Raw genomic sequence first — 18413 nt, forward strand, 5'->3', positions numbered from 1 at the left:
GTGGCAAGCTTCAAGCGGCAAGTGAGCGTGATCGGCCTGTAGCTTGTAGCTGTTCTTGTTCAAACCGGGAAAATGGCGTTGATCTGCCCGGTGCCCGAGCTGCCGAAGGGTTCGGTGATGATCTCGGCGGGCTTGGCGTACTCCGGCCCGCCGAGCAACCCCAACAGCATGGCGGTGTCGTGCATCTTGCCTTCGCCAAAGCAGTGCTCGGCGTAGTCGGGGAGCATGGCGCAGAACTCTTTCCAGCGACCCTGGCGCCACAGTTCCACCACATGCAGGTCGACCTGTTTGTCGAACTCGCGCGTCCAGTTGTGGATATTGGCTTCGGCGTTGCGATCGTCCGAGAAGCGGTGCGACAGCGACCCGGAGGCCAGCACCACGACTTTGCGGTCGCTCTTTTCGATGGCGCGGCGCACAGCGGCGCCGAAGGTGAAGCTGTCTTGCAGACGATGCCAGGCGCTCCAGGAGGCAATCGATACCACGTTGAATTTTTGATCGTCCGGCACGCCCATGTGCATGTAGCGCATCGGCACCAGGGTGCCGTATTCCAGCTCCAGGCTCGGAATGTTGTGGGCCAGGGTGCGCACGTCGGCCGCGTTGGCCTCCAGCGCGATCAGCTCGCCCAGCTCCGGACAGCCCGGGTACTCGTACTCCATGTTCTTGATGAAGTGCGGCAGTTCGTTGCTGGTGTAGATGCCCTTGAAGTGCTCGCCGCTATTGACGTGGTAGGCGCTGTTGACCAGCCAGTGCACGTCGAACACCACGGCGGTGTCGGCGCCCAGTTCACGCGCACGCCGGCCGATTTCCTTGTGGCCGGCAATCGCCGCCTCACGGCAGCCATGGTGTTTGCCGGGCAGTTCCGATAAATACATCGAGGGGACGTGGCAGATTTTCGCGGCCAGGACGACTTCGCCCATGATGATTCTCCTGAAATTGTTGTTGTTGTCTTAGGGGATTTTGGTGTTGCTCAGACGCCCCAGCGTGGAATGTGATGGCTGCCCATCGAGATGCACACGTTCTTGATTTCGGCGAACACCTCGAAGCTGTACTGGCCGCCTCCATGACTGGTGCCGGAACCTTGATTATCTGTTCGAGGAGTTGAGCGCAGAGATGGTGAGTTATCGTCCCGGGTGTAGCGCGGCGCTGGATAGCTTGACGGGACTGACCATGGTGAGTTTGTTGTGCCTGTTTTCCAACTCGTTGGAAGCAAGGCCGGCTTGGCACGAGGATTTGAAAATTTTCCACCGGTTCAATGAATCGATTGAAGCTCATTCCCTGCAACATTGACCCTTGTCGCGTTACGCTGACGGTATCGGGGGGGCGGAAGCACGGCTCAATGACGTGTGTCGGAGTATCGCCGACCTGCCGCCCAAACGGTCTATGATTGAACGTCTGATGCAGGGAGCTAAACGTCTGCTGCTGTTTACAAGCAGTTCCGCCAATGAAGTCTGCTATCAGCTTGGCTTCAAGGATCCGGCTTACTTCTGTCCGTTCTTCCAGCGCTACGCGCAGATCATTCCGGGGGAGTATCGCCAGCGGTAGCCGGGGTTGCGTTGAACAGAGCATAGGAGAATTGGCTGCTGTCTTATTGATTTTGTGCTGATGATCATGGCCGCCGATTGGGTACGTAAAAATGGCTTTTACGGTGAATTAATTGCACTTTTCAGAGCGCTTTGGCAGGAGATGCATTGATCTTGAACGAGGGAGGGATGGGCAAGCGGGCGTTGGGCCGGCAGGCTGGCTACACTAAGCTGCCGAATCGCTTATTCAAGTATTTCGATATGGCTCCCCCAGACTTTCGCTGACGCTGGCGTTATTGCAAGCCCGCGAAGCCGCAATGGCATTTTTTTTCGACCGGCACTTAACAAGCACAATCTGATGGAACAGCAATGGCGGATGATTCGGATATTGCGTCAGCAGGGGGCCTGAGAGCCATCAGCTTGCCCTCCATGCTTGCATTCTCATGCCAAGCATGACTGGGATTCTCAGTCGGCTGGAGCGTGATGGCCTCGTGCGTCGGCAGAAATCCGATCATGGTGTGCATTACAGCCGCAAATCATTGTGCTGTTTCTGCGCAAGCCTTTGCGAAAAACTAACCGAGTTTAAGTTGACGCGCGCGGTTGGTGACGGGCTGAATCAGTGTTTTCATCCAGGGGCGAGCTGATGTTCAGTTTGCCCATGCATTGCGGCAGTTCGTCCATGATTGGATTGAGCTGGAAGCGATGGACAGAGAAACGCTTGCTGGTAGTGCAGATTTTTCTAGGATGCAGGAATTCGGCTTCGATAATGCCGCTTACAGCCCTGGCCAGTTCGACATCACGCGGGAAGTTTTCGTCCAGTTCAAGCGTGGTCTGGGTCAGCCATGGCCCCCCATGGCACTCTCGCCGACAGCGATACCGGTCGGTATCAAACTGGTGAACAGAACTTTGTCCGTGCCTGGGGGGGCGACCAAACCTCTGCCTACTAGAGCCGCCACCGATCAAAATGTTCAGCTCACCCGCGGGAAGATTGGCTTAAATTGCCAATTCGGGGTTCTGCGGAATGGCAAGATTTCTTTAAGCCAGACCTGGGGCCAGATGCTGCATGTGCTGATGGACCAGCTTCGCAGGGACGGTCTCGACAGCCAAGACTCCATTGGCGAGGGCGAGGGCGAGGGCGAGGCTGTGCAGTAGGCCTTTATCTGGTTGTTGGCGTCAGCGTTCGACGTCAGTGGCTCAGCGGGAGATGGTCTGACATCTACTGATCATGGCTATGTTGCGTCGTCTTTAAATGAAGTCGCTGTGCCAAGAATGTTACTTATCGAAGCTACATATCGTTTGGCGAGAATATTCGACTCACCTAAAAAGGGGGGGAACTGTATCAATCAGCAGTGCTATAGGAACCATTTTCTGACCGGCTGAAAATCGCAGCGAGATAAGTGCAAGAGCCCTACGCTAGTGAAGTCACGACCGATACCACGATATTTTGAGACTCTTCGCATTACCAACCGACTCAATCAGGCCCAGAAATTGCTCGGACGCCCGGGTTAATTACAGAGGCATGCCATGCAAATCAACCAAATGACTATGACGAGTTATGAGCTTGACTTATTCGCTCAAGTCGTCTGGCGACTCCGCACAGGTGGCGCGGGTGATGAGGTGCGTCAGCAGGTGCTTGGTGATGTTACGCTGTTACTGCGGTCGGACTTTGGAGCTTCGTACCTTTGGGATAACGGACTGAGTCGATCAACCCGTTGCGCAGCGGTCAATATTGATGCGCAAATGCTTAGGGAGTATGACAAGCGAATTCACGTGAACGATGTCTTAACACCGGCGTTAAGATCCAAGCGCCAAGCTATCTGTGTCGACGACGTGATCAGTCGGCGAAGCTTAGAGCAAAGTGAGCTCTACGCCGAATTCCTCAAGCCGTGCTGGATGCACCATGGAGTGAACATTTTCTTCTTCAACCAAGGTCGGGATGTGGGTGATTTGCGCATATGGCGTAGCGTCGATCAACCTGCGTTTGGAATTAGAGAGCTTTCACTGCTTAACGCGCTCACACCTTATTTTCAGAGAGCACTTGCAGCTGAAATGCCTCCTAAGGGTGCTTTGAGTCCACGAGAACGGGCTGTTGTAGAGCACGTTGCGGCAGGTAGAAGCGATAAAGAGATCGCCCGTATAATGTCCATAGGTTTCACCACGGTTCGAACTCATTTGAAGAACGCGATGATCAAGACAAACTCTGGTAATCGAACCGAGCTTGCCATGCGTATGGGCGCGCACTGACACCTCCTCATTAATGAGGATGTTTGACGGATATTTCCATGTGCGTAAATGAATAATCGAGACCTGCAGTGGGGATCGAATGATTCGCAAGGAATATCCGTGAAGACCAGACTCTCTTGCTTAGCGATCGGCCTTATGGCAGCAAGCGCTGGCGTATCGGCGTCGGACATACCGAAAGACTTCTACTTGATGAGCGCTGAGCAGACGGCACAAGCCATCTGCGCGAAGAAGGTTTCCAGTCAATCGGTTGTCAGCTACTGGCTGGGCCGCATTGACGCGCATCCCGAGCTCAACGCTTTCATTTCTTTAAACCCTAAGAGAGCCTTGAGCGAGGCCCGTGCTGCTGATGCGCGACTCGCTAAGGGTGAGCAGTGCCTTCCCTTGGGTGGCGTCCCTATAGCGATAAAGGACAACATTCAGGTCATTGGTTTTGCGAACACAGCCGGTACTCCAGCTCTCGTTAATTTCTTTCCGAAGGTAAATGCGCCGATTATCGATAAGCTTCAGGCCGCAGGCGCCATTGTGATCGGCAAGACCAATATGCATGAGCTCTCGTTTGGCGCTACCGGTTACAACACTGCCTTTCATCTTCCACGGCTGATCGGTGTACGCAATGCTTTTGATAACTCTCGCATTGCCGGTGGTTCGTCATCGGGGAGTGCCGCCGCCCTGGGGGCTCGGTTGATTCCGATCGCAATGGGAACGGACACAGGTGGCTCAAGCCGTGCGCCCTGCGCGTTGAATGGCTGTGTTGGATTTCGCCCAACGGTTGGGCGATACAGCAGTGTAGGCATCACACCTATTTCGACCAGTCGCGACACGGCAGGCCCAATGGCCAACAGCGTCGGAGATATCATACTGCTGGATTCGATTCTCAGCGGTGCCTCTCTTCTGAAGCCAATACCTGCCCATCATATTCGACTGGGCATTCCAGATTTCTTCTGGGCTGATCTAGAACCGGAAGTCTCGGCACAAGCTAACGCCGCTGTAGAGAAGCTCCGCAGTTCGGGAGTTGAGATCGTCTCAGTCAGCATGCCGGGTATGGGGCAATTGGCATCAGCTGTGGCAACGCCAGTTGCGATAATGGAAGCGCGTAAGGCCCTGACTGACTACCTGAAATCACAATCCACCGGAGTGTCATTCGAAACCCTGGCCACCAAAATTTCGAGTCCCGACGTCCAAGGTATTTTCTCGGCTATGGTGGTGCCTGGTAATGTCGTTGGGTCTGATGGAAAGATGATTCCTGGCGGCCCGGCTTATGCGCAAGCGATCAAGACGGGTATCCCAGCCTTGCTAGCTCTCTATAAAAAGACATTCGAGGAGAACAAGCTCGATGCTCTTCTGTTCCCCACGGTTCCAGAGGTGGCAATCAAGGCCGGCCCTGACGCCGGAACGCCTCAAAAATTTGGTCGGATTATTCGAAATACCGACCCGAGCAGCAACGTGAAAATGCCTGGTCTTAGTATTCCCGTAGGTGTTGGGAAAGAGTCCGGACTTCCTGTAGGAATGGAGATTGATGGATTGCCTGGAACGGATGCCCAACTTCTGGCAATCGGTCGCACGCTTGAGTCGATCTGGGGGCCTGGCCCACTTTCGCCCATCGCACACTGATCGACTGGTCTTACCTTAAGCGCAACTGCACTGGCTGCGCGACCAAAAACCTTTCTCGGATTAAATGAATGAACGCGATCTCACTCGTCGCAGGTACTTCTGCGCGCCGATTTTGTGTAACCGCTGGTTTGGCTTTGGGTAGTATGGCGAACTCGGCATGGGCCGATTCGTCGACCACAGACAGTAGTCCAGTCAAGGCACACCTGATCGTTATCGATCTGATGCTGGAGAACCTTAACACTGGACCTCGCCCCCATACATTCGCCAACGCTGGTGCAGTTTTCGCTGGCGCCGATTTTGACATGTCAAAAATCATGGGGTTGACAGGCGGCACGTTCCAGTTTGAATACACATTCTTTCCGTGGATGCGCAATGAAGGTCAGCCGACTGCTAACGCTTGGCAAGGAGCCACAGGTAGTGCACTAGGTGGCGCAGCTATGCGTAACGACATCGACAAGGGATATCTGTCGAAGTTTGAATACCAACAAATGCTGTTGGATAACCATCTTGAGATCGACGTTGGTCGTAGCAATCCTAAGCGGCATTTTTACATCATAAATTGCGAAAACTGGGTTACTTGTAATGACCCAATCATTGAAAACACCACCGGAATATTACCTTACCCATACGGTAGCTGGGGCGGTTACTCGCGTTACTCATTCGACAATGGTCAGTACATACATGCTGGCGCTTTCGAGTCCAACCCTACTCATTACATCAAACGCACCAAGGGGTGGAACTGGGACCCGGGCGACGCGAGTGGTATCACTTGGTTGGCAGGCATCGGTGCTCAAAAAGACTTCGCGCAGACTCCCTTGGCCTATCACTACGAGCTTAATAGTTTATACAATACCTCCGAACAGACCGACATATTGGATGGCTCGACCCGTCGTGGAAGCAGCGGCTTAATTTACCGCTTTATGCAAACGCTATCTCGCGAAGGCGGTTCTTCTACCGGAAACCCAGACAAAGCGTGGCAAGTATTCGGCGCATGGACTTGGAGTGCTGACGATCTACAGCCTTTCGAACACTTCGTGGAGGCAGGTATAACCCGTGTTGGCCCATTCGGGCGCCCTCAAGATTCAGTCAGCTTGAAAGCGAGCTATCTACGTTTGGGAGACAAGCAAGTTCAATATCAGCATGACCAGCGACTTCTGGCCACCGGTGTTGACCAAGGAGTGTCGAAAGGAGAGTCGCGAGTAGAGCTCAACATGGTGTGGCAGGCGACACCTTATCTAGCACTCCAGCCAAGCGTGCAGTATGTGTTCAACCCCAGCAACTTCTACAATCCACAGGCCGAGGTTAGCAGCAATGGAGCCGTCGTCGGATTGCAGATAGTTTATAATTTGGGATCTCAAATTGGCCTTTAAATCCCAGTTCTGGTCACTGATCAGACCTCAGCCGCTCTGCGTAGGATATCAACATAATCTTTCTCCTGGTTTGTGTTAGGTGGCAGGGATGCCGAAAAGATTACCGGGCCGCAAGAAAATTATGCCCCAGGCAGTAAAGTTCGTGTACATGATGGTGACATCGCCAGAACAGTTACGGGTATAGCGTAGGTTGACATAGCGGGCAACTAATTTGGTGGTGTGGATGCTTTCATCAATAACGCAGGTATCTTCAATTCCAAGTTTTCGTGCTGCTAGTTTTTCCGTAACTCTTTGTCTTGAAATAAAATTTTCTTATTTCCAGGCTTCGAGAAATAAATCGCAGTAGTCGCACCTTGTCCACGCCCAGCAGGCTAACGGAATAATTGAGAGAGCAGAGTTTGGCAATAACGGTGTTAGTCTTCTGGTCAGCGAGCAGATATTGACCATCCGGAGCGGGCTTACAGTTCATCAGCGAGCAAATGCTATTAAGGACATTTGTAGAGTGATAGTCAGAAATTTGCTTTTTTAATGCTGATAACAAAGGCTTGCGTATCCGATACGGATACGCAAGCCTTTGATGGCTAGGAGTAAATTAGACGGATAATGTCCTTTGTGGTCTCGATGTAGCCGTCGACGTCCTCGTCAGTCATTGGAAGTGTGAGTCCTACCTGGCCACGGTGGACAGGATAGTAGCCGCGAGTCGCCATTTCCAATGCGTAGATGCCCATGCTGTTTTCGTCGATTTTATGCCAGTAGTCACGATGCGTATTGATGGTCTGACCTAGCTCTCTAGTGAATGCATAGGCGAATACCGAAAAGGAGCCGAAAACGGTAAACGGATATTTGGATTCTTTCGCCCAAGTATTCAGCTCGAATTTGATCTTAGCCGCCATTTCGTTGAGTCGTGCATAAGCCTTCTCATCCATGGCCTTAAGGCAGGCAATGCCCGCTGCGCATGCCAATGGGTGGCCATGGTGGGTGCCCGAGATCATGACCTGGTTTTCCTCGATGACTCGAAAAACCTCTTTGCTACCGCCCACCGCCCCGATAGGTAGGCCCCCACCGATCATTTTGCCGAGGACTGTCAAATCTGGCTTGATTTGATACTCGCTTTGCAGACCCTTTATATTCGCTCGAAGTGTGATGGTCTCATCAGCGATTAAGAGGATTCCCAGTTCCTTTGTAAGAGTTCGAAGCTTTTGCACGAAATCTTTATCGAGCTCTACGATACCTCCCGCGCAGGTCTGTAACTCCATGATCAGACACGCGATTTCTTCCGCATTGCCCCGGAGAATTTTTTCGCAAGACTCGAAGTCGTTTTGAGTTAAAACGATGACGTTGTCGCTTTTATACGCAGGGATCCCATCGGAATCTGGAAGTGCCTTAGGATTAGTATCCGGGCCGGGGAAATTGTTCGGGTTAGGGTGAGCCGAGATCGCTAGGTCGTCGGAAAAACCGTGGTAACCACCTTCAAATTTCGCAATTTTTTTACGTGCAGTATAGCCTCGTGCGATCCGCACGGCACTCAAGCATGCCTCACTGGCAGAGCAAAAGAATTTAACCTGCTCAACGGAGTCAATGCGCTCGCAAATCAGTTTGGCAAGATCGAGCTCGTGATTCGTAGGGTTCCCAAATGAGAATCCATTTGGCAGCGTTTCGTGAATTGCCGTTATGATCGCTGGATGATTGTGGCCCAATACATTAGTGGCGAAATTATTATTGAGGTCGAGTAGCTTTTTTCCTTCGATAGTATGAAGATATTGAGCCTCGCCCTTATCGATGAAAATCGCATGTGGGCCATAGCCAAATGTTCGTCTGCTAAAACCTCCTGGAATGTATTCCTTTCCTTTCGAGGTTTCTTTCTTTGAAAGGTGAAAGGCTTCAGAGAAATTATTTAGCGACTGCTGGTAATTAAGCTTCATGGCTATTCCCGAAGTTATTTAAATTATGGTTGTTTTGAAAGTCTCAGACTTGCCAATGGTTTATGCATATTTCTATCTTGGGATTCGACACCGAAATTAAAATTCAAGAGGTGCCGGATTGTTCCGGATTATAATCACTAGTACAGCTTCTGTTCCTGTGCACTTGACTAAAGCTTAGGCCATAGTATTTTTCCTGTTAGTATCAGAGCAATGGTCATTTGTAGATCGTTTGATCAGGTTTCGTGATCGCTGGTATTTTCAAGAAGCCTCCATAGACTGAAAGCTATATCGTTGAAAATAATGCGTAGCCTCTTCAATTTCCTGAATCGAAAGGACTCAAACTGAAGGGCTTGAATTGGGAAGTAATGCTGCTTCGGCGCAGCCGAGGCTGGGGCGCCGGTGTGTTACCGTGGGAAAAGGCTTTGTTACCGACTGCTTCCTACCTGCCCATGATGCGTACTGGCTAGTAACGTTTCTGAGGGGGCGCGAAGGTACCACGGGTTCTTGATCGGCATTTTGAACCTAGTGCTCATTGCGCAAGAGTGTCGAACGTCATAGATATGCTACGCGAGTGCGTTTTTTTTGCGATTTGCTCGATTGGGGAGCGGTGTCAGCCTAGGTAAAGGCCCCCGGCTAACCCACAGATCGATAGCCATCGCTATTCACCAGTGAAGTCAAAAATTAGCATGAATCTTGCTAGATGTTAGGTTCATACACGCTCCGTGAGTAGAGGGTACCCCTCAATGGACACTAGACAGCTTCTCTTGGCAACCAGGCTTGCTGAGACCCTTCATTTCGGCAAGGCAGCCGAAATCGAGAACATTGCTCAATCTGGCCTGAGCGCTCAAATTGCCAAACTTGAAAGCGAGCTAGGCTTCAAATTGTTTGAACGCACCAGTCATCGTGTTTCTTTGACGGAGGCAGGCCAGCGATTCGTAGAGCAAGCTCGAACGCTTTTGGGAAACATGAACAATACGATCCTGGAATGCCGTGCCCTTGCTGAAAACAGCCGGGGTGTATTGAAGTTAGGCTTCTTTGGCGATGCAGCGGGCGAACTTACTCACCTTATTTTTACGTTATTCCAGCAGAGTAATCCTGACATTCGGCTAGTGTTTACTGAGCTGTCCATGACAAACCAAGTGCAGGCGCTGATCTCGGGCAAAGTGGATGCCGCCCTCGTTAGGCTACCGATCAGCGACCCGCGTCTTGAACTCGATGTGATGTTTGACGAGCCGCGAGTGGCTGCCGTACCGGCCAGCCACGAAATGGCGCAGGCCTCGATCCTTACAATCTCAGATCTGATCGAGCAACCGTTTGCAGTAGCGGGAGAGGGAGCCCCGACTGAATGGGCCGCTTACTGGAGTTTGGGCTCAGAGCGGCAGGAGGCTAGCCGGATTGGCGCGTATGTCCAATCGATTCCAGAGAGTTTGGCTGCGGTCGCCTATGGTGGCGCGTTTGATACCTTCCCACTTACCGCCACACGCTTGTTCAGTCACCCGGGCGTGCGGTATGTGCCATTGGCTGACGCGCCAAGGAGCTCGTTGGCTTTGGCGACACTTGCTGGTAACAGGTCGCCAGCTGTTAGATCGCTGCGACGCTGTGTGACAGAAACCCTTGAAAACTCTCTTTCATGTATTCCTGAGGCTCGTCGCTTCGAAGTTGCTTAGCTGCTCGCGCCCCCCAGGAGTGTGTTGTTCTGGCCCTCCAGTCAATCAACTGGAGGGGATTCTCAGAAGGGGTAATGGCGTGGTTTCCGCTGGACAGACACCCATTGAGTGGTGGTGAACTCATCGATTGCCCAGTCGCCATTGAATCTTCCGAGGCCTGAGTTCTTTTCCCCACCAAATGGGACGTTAGGGGCATCTGCCACAGGCATGTCGTTCACATGGGCCATGCCAGAATGGATTTGCCTCGCGAAATGGACGCCGCGGTCAATGTCACCTGAGAAGACCGCAGCGGAAAGCCCAAAACGAGTAGCGTTAGCCAGTTCTAATGCGTGATCGGCATCCCTCGCGCGCATTATTCCTGCAATAGGCCCGAAAATTTCTTCGTAGGCCAGCTCCATATCGGATGTCACCTCGGTGAAAACGTGCGGCGCAAATACCAGTCCTGCAGATTCGCCAGCGTAAGCCAATGTTGCGCCTTCTGACTTCGCTTGTTCGATCTTGCGTACCAATCCGTCAAACTGTTTCCGGTTTATGACGGGCCCAACCGAGGTTGCCGAATTTTTAGGATCACCGATTACCAAATGGCTCACGCGCTGGATAAACAGGGAAACGAATGAGTCGTAAATCGGCTCCTCTACAATAATCCTATTGATGGCCATGCAAATTTGACCCTGATGCAGAAATTTGCCAACAACAGCCGCATGAACTGCTTGCTGGAGATCCGCATCAGCGAGCACCACAAAGGGGTTGTTACCGCCTAGTTCCAGCGCGACATGTTTCAAGTAGTCGCCGCTGCCTGCCTGGCGGGCTATATTCTGGCCAATCGGCGTGGACCCAGTGAAGGATATAAAGCTCGGTATTGGATGTAGCACGAAGTCGTCTCCAATCTCCGAGCCTGCCCCTACCACTACACTGAGCACACCCTCTGGCAACCCGGCCTCTTCAAAGATGCGTGCAAGCAGCAAGCCTCCGGTTACTGGAGTATCGCTGGCAGGTTTCACAACTACGGCGTTACCGAGTGCCAATGCCGGGGCGAGCGATCGCTGGGTGAGATGGAATGGAAAGTTCCATGGGCTAATCACGCCAACTACGCCGAGCGGGCGTCGATATACTCGGCTTTCCTTGTTCGGCACATCGGACTCCACGATGCGACCATGAACCCGGCTTGGAAAGGAAGCAGCTTCCAAAGTGATAGCTTTCGCTGACGCCCATTCAATCTCGGCTTTTATGCGCGTACTTCCTGATTCCGAAATGATCCAGTCGACCAACTCGTCGTGGCGCTTATCAAAAATCTGAGCTGCTCTTAGCAGCACTCCGGCTCGCGCGGACGGTCCCATGGCCGCCCAAGCAGGCTGGGCTGTTTTAGCTCTTGCATAAGCTTCGTTCAAGTCTTCCTTGTTGGCCAAAGGAATTTCGAGCAGAGTCTGCTGGGTGAAAGGATCGCTAACAGTCATAGATCGTCCTGTCCGACCTTCCCGCCAAACTCCTCCTATCAGCTGCAGATTGAGGTCGCTATAAGGTTGATGATTGTTCACGTTATTCTCCGAATTTATTGGCGACGTGGAATTAATTTTGCGTCGCAGCCTTCACGAGATGACTCTGCGTGTAAGGAGTCATCTGTAACTGTTGTTCAATTTAAATAGTTGGAAGGTTGCCGTTCTACGAAACTACTGGTGTGACAGGAAATTTCTCTTTGGCCCTAAGTCCGTTAATAACTCCTGCCAATGCCGCTATCACAACGAGCCAAGGCAGCAGAGTTGCGATACCTTCCTTAGCGCCAGTCAGCTCGTCAAAATTCGCCACGGCGAGAAAAACAGCAGTTGCCAATCCGCATCCACCTAGCGTTGGGGCGATTATCCCTTGCCACCTGCTGCACTTTTGAGTCTTGAGAGTGAACCCGACGACTGCGGCAGCACCTAGGGTTTGTAGGGCGAGAACGGCGAGGGTGCCAAGCCCAACCATCCACAGATAGAGATGCTGGATTGGGTCGGCATTGGTGACCATGAAGAATCCCACTGCAACAAGGGTTGTGATTGAAAGCACAACGCTAGCGACGTGCGGACTTGCGTGTTTGGGATGTACTCGGCTGAGTTGTCGAGGTACGAAATGGCTGCGAGCTAGTGCGAAAAGGTAGCGACTGAGAGCGTTGTGGAAGGAGAGCAAGACCGCAAACACGCTCGTGACTACCAGAATTTTCATAACTTCTGTGGAAAGGGGGCCTACGTACTGTGTGTTGGCATTAAACACAAAATTGATCATGTCAGCGCCGGCAACACTTTGGACGTCACTATTTGCATAAGCCAGGCCGAGGCACCAAGTTGTAAGCGTGTAAAAGATACCGATAATGGCAATGGCTACATACGTAGCAAGGGGAACGGTGCGAATTGGGTTCTTAGCTTCTTCTCCGTAAATGGTTGTGGACTCGAACCCTACAAAGCAACAAAACGCGAACATCAATGCCACCCCGAAACCAGGAGTGAATATCTGAGAGGGCATGAAGCCATTCCAAGTGAAGCTCTCTGCATTCGTTTGGGCTATGACCGCGACGTCAAAGACAAGCAAGATCAGGATCTCGAAGATCATCAGCACGCCTAACACCTTGGCTGACACCTTAACGTCCATGTAGCCGAAGATTCCTACCAGTCCGATGATAAGGAGAGCTACGACGCGCCAGTCCACCTGCAATCCCGCAATCGACATAGCAAGGTCTGCCCCAAAGGCAGCGAATTGTCCGTAAATGCCAGTCAACATGGCGATATACGCAAGCAGCGCAATTCCACCAGCTGCGTTGCCAGCTGCTCGCCCTAATCCGTGAGTCACTAGCTCGGCGAAGCCACCTGCACTGATCACATGGCGACTCATCGCTGCAAATCCAATTGCAAACAGCAGCAATACGAGCGAGGCGATCAGATAGATACCGGGAGCGCCTGTACCTCCCATGGCGAAAACCACAGGGCCAGCACCAAGCGTAGCGCCGAGCGGCGCCGCAGCTGCAATTACAAAAAAGACGATGTCGGAGACACCTAAAGACTTGGGCTTGAGCCCAGGCTGTGTTGGCTCACTTTGCATACAGGCCTCCCCTGAAGACGGGATTTGAATTGTTATTGGTAACCCCGATTTTTCTCCCAGCGGTTCAGGCTGGCAATCCTCAAACGCTGATCGTTCGATCATAGCCGGTGATTGAACCGATCTTTGCGAGTAGGCACAGCTCATGAGATACGTATGCTTAATCTGCGCGTGCGCGCGACTTAATCTTAATTGGCGATCATTCGATCAGCAAAACGCCATTGCCAAGAAGACCGCTACGCCCAAAAAATCAGTCTGCCTCAAAGTGAATTTATGGCTGACGGTGTCGAAAAAAGCATCGAGGCGTACTGTGGGAATATTTGATTGTGAATGTTGCAGTAATTCTCTAGCGTAAAATCCAATAATAAATATAAGATAAGGGGTTCATTATGTCGTTTAAATATGAAGCTAAGAAATGTGGATATACTTCGGTCGCTTTAGCTGTAGGTGCATTGGCTCTTCCGCTAGAGTCCCGGGCTTACGAACTCTACAATCAGGGCGGCCAGGTACTTAATGCTAAGGTCGAGGCCGTATTTGCCGCGATGCACAGTGAAGAAAATTACGCCACGACTGGGACGCGGGATTCTGACTCTTCGAAATGGCAAGAAGGCTTTGTCAAGTATGGGCTGAATGGAAGCAGCGAACTTGAGGGCAAAGCAAGTGTGTATGGCGCTTTTAGCCTTCTGAGTTCAGGGACGTGGGGTGACGGCGATGCAGCAGGCTTCACGGAAGGCACTGAGCGGCGGACCGCGGTTGAAGATGCCTATCTTGGTTGGCGCTCAGGGAGCCTTTTTCCTAGCCTTGGCGAAAATGGTATTGAGATTTCCACCGGTCGCCAGGAAGTGATTGTTGGGGACGGATTCTTAATTAAAGGTGATGCACTTAGCCTCGGCGATGTCGATCTCGGTGATAACTATGATCGGGGCGGCGCTTATTATTTAGCTGCTCGTAAGGCGTTTGATAAGACAGCTGTGCTTCGTGTGGGTGGGGAAAAGGGGTGGAGGGGAGACCTCATGTGGCTGGGCTCAAATAATCGAGCCCAAGCAGAAACCAAGTTAGCTGTGGCTACTTTAGAGCGTGTGGCCGATGAGGGAGCTTTGGGCCTCACGTACATCAAAGGTCTCGACGTCAATGAGCGTTTTGCAACCCCGTTCCAATCAGAGCGTGACGGTATGCAAACCGTCAGTCTACGGGGAGCAGGCTCTCTAGGAGTCCAGAATTTAAATCTTGCGGTCGAATATGCCACTCAATCCCGAGACAGTGGTCGAGAGAACGCCTGGTATCTTGAGGGCAGCTGGACTTTTGCAGCTATCCCATGGTCGCCCATAGCTACTTATCGTTATAGTCGCTTCTCTGAATCATTCGACCCATTGTTCTATGGCAATAGCCGTGGGTATGGCACATGGTTTCAGGGTGAAGTGGCCTCTAATTATGCAGGCCCTTTCAACAGTAATACGCGCGTCCATCACGTCGGTTTGAAGGTCACTCCACGTGAAAACCTTACGTTAGGAGCGCTTTACTTCGATTTTGATCCGGTTGATCGTAGCCTAGCGAACCTCGGCGGAAGGGAGTTCGACATATATGCCGAGGTAGCGGTAACTGATCATATTTTCGTCAGTCCGGTGTTGGGCTTGTATAAGCCGGAGAAACCTGCCAGCCAAGGAGGTTCGCAGTTAGGTGGTGATGACCTCAATACTTACGTACAGCTCATCGTAGGAACTTCCTTCTAGATCCCTTCGCCCATAAGCGCATGTATGGGTTAGTAGTTTTGCTTTATGTCGGTTGCGGCATAAAGCATTCGATTTAGCTGAAAATTACAAAGAATCGCCATGGTGGCATTCACCCTTTAGGACGAAAACGATGAGAACAAAAGTTGCAATTATCGGCGCTGGCCCTTCTGGTCTATTGCTTGGTCAACTGCTCCTAAAGGCTGGTATTGATAATGTCATCATCGAACGGCAGAGCCCTGATTATGTACTGGGGCGTATCCGTGCCGGCGTGCTTGAGCAAGGGACTGTAGATTTGCTGCGACAGGCGGGTGTTGCTGAACGAATGGATCGCGAAGGTCTTGTTCATGACGGATTTGACTTGGCGTTCGATGGGCGTTGTGAGCATATAGACTTGAAAGGTTTGACCAACGGTAAAACGGTAATGGTTTACGGTCAAACCGAGGTTACTCGCGATCTAATGGAGGCTAGAAGCTCCAGCGGAGGTATTACCTACTACAGCGCCACGAGCGTGCAACCGCAAGATATAAAATCACCGGCGCCCTACATTACCTTTGATCATGATGGATCGACTGTTCGCTTGGACTGTGACTACATCGCAGGCTGTGATGGGTTTCATGGGGTTTCGCGCAAGACAATCCCGGATGGGGTTCTCAAGGAGTTTGAGCGTGTCTACCCATTCGGTTGGTTGGGGGTGTTAGCGGATACACCTCCTGTGAGTGAGGAACTCATCTATGCCAGCCATGATCGCGGTTTCGCTTTATGCAGCATGCGGTCGCCTACGCGGACCCGCTATTACATTCAAGTATCTACCGATGAAAAAGTCGAAGCTTGGTCTGACGATCGTTTCTGGCAGGAATTGAAAAAACGGCTCCCTACAGAAACAGCTGACCGGCTCATAACTGGCCCGTCCATTGAAAAGAGTATTGCTCCACTTCGGAGTTTCGTTGTCGAGCCTATGCAGTACGGAAGCCTTTTTCTACTGGGTGATGCGGCGCATATTGTGCCTCCAACCGGTGCAAAAGGCCTTAACCTTGCGGCCAGCGATGTGAGCACACTCAGCCGCATTCTTGTTAAGGTTTACCGAGAGGGGCGTACGGATCTTCTCGAACGCTATTCTGAAGTTTGTCTGCGCCGAATCTGGAAGGCCGTGCGCTTCTCGTGGTGGATGACTTCAATATTGCATCGTTTCCCTGGTAATGATGATTTTGGGCAGCGAATAAAGCAGGCCGAGCTCGACTACTTTGTCCGTTCTGAGGCTGGACGGCGGACGATTGCAGAAAATTACGTGGGGCTTCCTTACGAGCCTATTGAGTAGGTAACGCAGGCCTTGAGGGTTTTCAAGTCACTCAGGGCCTATCCATGTAGCTTGCTAATGTGCTTGACTGAATAAAGTTTAGGAAGATTTAGAGCGTTGAGGACTTCATGATTCGTTGGGAGCAAACTCTTGTTCTCTTGGCCATGAGGTCTTTTCGTATTGCTCACTGAAAAATAATGGAAGCGATCAGCACGGATCGACTTTGCATCTCTTGATGTGGTCTCCGTACTAATTTCGAGGATATGCGATGATCTTGCTCAGGGATTCAATTAAGTTTCGCATGCTTGTAATGGTCGGTGCGTGTCTCGGCTTGATAGTGCTTTTATTAGTCTCTATATCTATATACAGAACCAGTAAAAATACAGATTTGGCCAGTGCTGAGGCTCAGGAACTTCTCAAAGGTTCTGCTAACAAATTGCTCCTGGCCGAAGGCGCGCTGCAAAGTAGCTTAGTGCAAAAATACTTTCAAGCAGGCTACCAGAGTGGGGTTGATCTAGCAGGAAGTGCAGTTCAATTTCGAAGAATGGTACTTGGCGGTGATTTAGAGGCTGTAACAGCTAGGCGAGAGCTCACAAAGTTGGTGGCAGATAATCTCGCTCTACATTCTGATTTGCTGAGCCTCTATATCGTGTTTGAGCCTAATTCTCTTGATGGGCGCGATAATGATTTTATCGGTCGTAAAGAGCTAGGTAGTAATGAGGCTGGTCGCTTTTCTATTTACGCTGCGCAGCAGGATGGACGTCTTGTATTGCAACCAACGCCTGAGGCTCTGATAGCTGATACAACGATTATGCTTGATGGTACCCATTTTAATAAATGGTACACCTGTCCGAAGTCCACTGGTAAACCTTGTTTGCTTTCGCCTTATTTTGATGAGTCATCTGGCAGGAAGACACTAATCCGACCTTATCCTTTCCTCTCATAGAAAATGGAAGGGTACTGGGAGTGGTCGGCATGGATGTTAGTTTGGAGTCTGTGCAACAATTAGTAGAGGGAAGTAGCAAAAAACTGTTTGATGGTGAAGGACAGGTCAGCATTTTCAGCCCTAGCGGTCTCTTAGCGGGTCATAGCGGAGATGCAAAAAAACTAGGTTTGCAATTAGTTGAAGCAGGTGTTGGTGACGCGCTTAAGCTAGAGCGTTCAATTAAAAGTGGTCTGACGTCTCTCGGGGTCATAAACAACAGTCAAAGGGTCACTGTTGCCGTACAACCAATTCCAGGCTCCTCTTATTGGGGCATCGTTCTAGATATTCCTAGCGATGTGGTGATGCAGCCAGCCAATGCTCTTAAAGTAAAATTGGATGAGCGTAATTTTATTGATGCTGCATGGTCGTCAGTATCTGGATTAGCGGCTTTGGTATTTGGGCTGATTATGGTTCGTTTAATCGCTCGCAGGATAACAGTTCCGATTCACCACATTTCTGAAATGCTTAGGGAAGTCGCGGGTGTTGGGGGTGATCTTACGAAGCGATTGCAGTATCCCCGCAACGATGAGTTGGGAGTGCTGGTGATGTGGTTTAACGCTTTTCTCGATAAGTTACAACCTATGATGTCTGAGCTTAAGCGGTTAGTCTTAGAAGCGCACAGTAATGCTGATCGATCTGCAATCATCTCTAGTAAGATCAACATGGAAATGCAGCAACAATACCGAGAAATCGACCAAGCGGCGATAGCCTCAAATGAGATGAGCTCCTCAGCTCAGGAAGTGGCATGTAGCGCAACTAGGGCGGCTGACGCTACGGGAGTAGCTAGTATTGCCACTCAGGATGGCTTGCGAGTTATTAGGTCTACTTCCGAGACGATCGAAAGTTTGGCTAAGGATCTTTCTTTGGCGATGTCCAAGATCGAAGGGCTAACCGGCAGTAGCGAGCGCATCGGCAATGTCCTTGAGGTGATTCAGGCAGTTGCTGAGCAAACCAATCTTCTCGCGCTCAATGCTGCAATCGAGGCTGCAAGGGCGGGGGAGGCG

General features: G+C 51.3%; 13 protein-coding genes and 3 pseudogenes. 11 read left to right on the top strand and 5 right to left on the bottom strand.

What is annotated here, in order from left to right:
- Nucleotides 1-59: 59 nt before the first annotated feature.
- Both hpaD and HGO40_RS07085 read right to left on the bottom strand, forming a co-directional pair.
- Nucleotides 60-917, bottom strand: a complete 858-nt coding sequence (hpaD, locus tag HGO40_RS07080) for a 3,4-dihydroxyphenylacetate 2,3-dioxygenase (RefSeq protein WP_250962433.1) — start codon at nt 915-917, stop codon at nt 60-62.
- 50 nt (nt 918-967) lie between these two features.
- A pseudogene (locus tag HGO40_RS07085) lies at nt 968-1081 on the bottom strand (hypothetical protein); the annotation flags it as partial.
- Between HGO40_RS07085 and HGO40_RS07090 the strand changes: the two are divergent.
- The 6 genes and pseudogenes from HGO40_RS07090 to HGO40_RS07115 all read left to right on the top strand — a co-directional run.
- A pseudogene (locus tag HGO40_RS07090) lies at nt 1072-1542 on the top strand (helix-turn-helix domain-containing protein); the annotation flags it as partial. The pseudogenes HGO40_RS07085 and HGO40_RS07090 sit on opposite strands and share 10 nt — an antisense overlap.
- 295 nt (nt 1543-1837) lie before the next feature.
- Nucleotides 1838-2164: pseudogene (locus HGO40_RS30785) on the top strand (MarR family transcriptional regulator).
- A 58-nt stretch (nt 2165-2222) separates the two neighbouring features.
- Nucleotides 2223-2672, top strand: a complete 450-nt coding sequence (locus HGO40_RS07100; RefSeq protein ID WP_250962434.1) for a hypothetical protein — start codon at nt 2223-2225, stop codon at nt 2670-2672.
- A 372-nt stretch (nt 2673-3044) separates the two neighbouring features.
- Nucleotides 3045-3764, top strand: a complete 720-nt coding sequence (locus HGO40_RS07105; RefSeq protein WP_065878029.1) for a helix-turn-helix transcriptional regulator — start codon at nt 3045-3047, stop codon at nt 3762-3764.
- 48 nt (nt 3765-3812) lie between these two features.
- Nucleotides 3813-5375 (top strand): indoleacetamide hydrolase, encoded by a 1563-nt coding sequence (gene iaaH / locus HGO40_RS07110; RefSeq protein ID WP_250962435.1) that lies wholly within the window; start codon nt 3813-3815, stop codon nt 5373-5375.
- Nucleotides 5376-5443: 68 nt separating this feature from the next.
- Nucleotides 5444-6745, top strand: a complete 1302-nt coding sequence (locus tag HGO40_RS07115) for a carbohydrate porin (protein ID WP_250962436.1) — start codon at nt 5444-5446, stop codon at nt 6743-6745.
- A gap of 581 nt (nt 6746-7326) precedes the next feature.
- On the opposite strand, the gene HGO40_RS07120 is transcribed toward HGO40_RS07115, so the two are convergent.
- Nucleotides 7327-8667, bottom strand: a complete 1341-nt coding sequence (locus tag HGO40_RS07120; RefSeq protein WP_025214395.1) for an aspartate aminotransferase family protein — start codon at nt 8665-8667, stop codon at nt 7327-7329.
- 743 nt (nt 8668-9410) lie between these two features.
- Here HGO40_RS07120 and HGO40_RS07125 point away from each other — a divergent pair.
- Nucleotides 9411-10334 (top strand): LysR family transcriptional regulator, encoded by a 924-nt coding sequence (locus HGO40_RS07125; RefSeq protein ID WP_025214394.1) that lies wholly within the window; start codon nt 9411-9413, stop codon nt 10332-10334.
- 62 nt (nt 10335-10396) lie between these two features.
- Here HGO40_RS07125 and HGO40_RS07130 read toward each other — a convergent pair whose 3' ends face one another.
- The gene (locus HGO40_RS07130) at nt 10397-11869 is read right to left on the bottom strand and encodes an aldehyde dehydrogenase family protein (RefSeq protein WP_065878034.1); all 1473 of its coding nucleotides are present in this window, start codon (nt 11867-11869) and stop codon (nt 10397-10399) included.
- 124 nt (nt 11870-11993) lie between these two features.
- The gene (locus HGO40_RS07135) at nt 11994-13505 is read right to left on the bottom strand and encodes an APC family permease (protein ID WP_250962437.1); all 1512 of its coding nucleotides are present in this window, start codon (nt 13503-13505) and stop codon (nt 11994-11996) included.
- A gap of 284 nt (nt 13506-13789) precedes the next feature.
- On the opposite strand from HGO40_RS07135, the gene HGO40_RS07140 reads away from it, so the two are divergent.
- The 4 genes from HGO40_RS07140 to HGO40_RS30790 all read left to right on the top strand — a co-directional run.
- The gene (locus HGO40_RS07140) at nt 13790-15130 is read left to right on the top strand and encodes an alginate export family protein (RefSeq protein ID WP_250962438.1); all 1341 of its coding nucleotides are present in this window, start codon (nt 13790-13792) and stop codon (nt 15128-15130) included.
- A 130-nt stretch (nt 15131-15260) separates the two neighbouring features.
- A complete protein-coding gene (pobA, locus tag HGO40_RS07145) occupies nt 15261-16445 on the top strand; it encodes a 4-hydroxybenzoate 3-monooxygenase (RefSeq protein WP_065878038.1) in 1185 nt (394 codons plus the stop codon).
- Nucleotides 16446-16692: 247 nt separating this feature from the next.
- Nucleotides 16693-17370, top strand: a complete 678-nt coding sequence (locus HGO40_RS07150; RefSeq protein WP_250962439.1) for a cache domain-containing protein — start codon at nt 16693-16695, stop codon at nt 17368-17370.
- A gap of 446 nt (nt 17371-17816) precedes the next feature.
- A partial coding sequence (locus HGO40_RS30790) for a methyl-accepting chemotaxis protein (protein WP_502943221.1) occupies nt 17817-18413 on the top strand: 597 nt, incomplete at its 3' end.

Source organism: Pseudomonas sp. CG7, from assembly GCF_023701885.1.
In the GTDB taxonomy this organism is placed as follows: Bacteria; Pseudomonadota; Gammaproteobacteria; order Pseudomonadales; family Pseudomonadaceae; genus Aquipseudomonas; species Aquipseudomonas zanjanensis.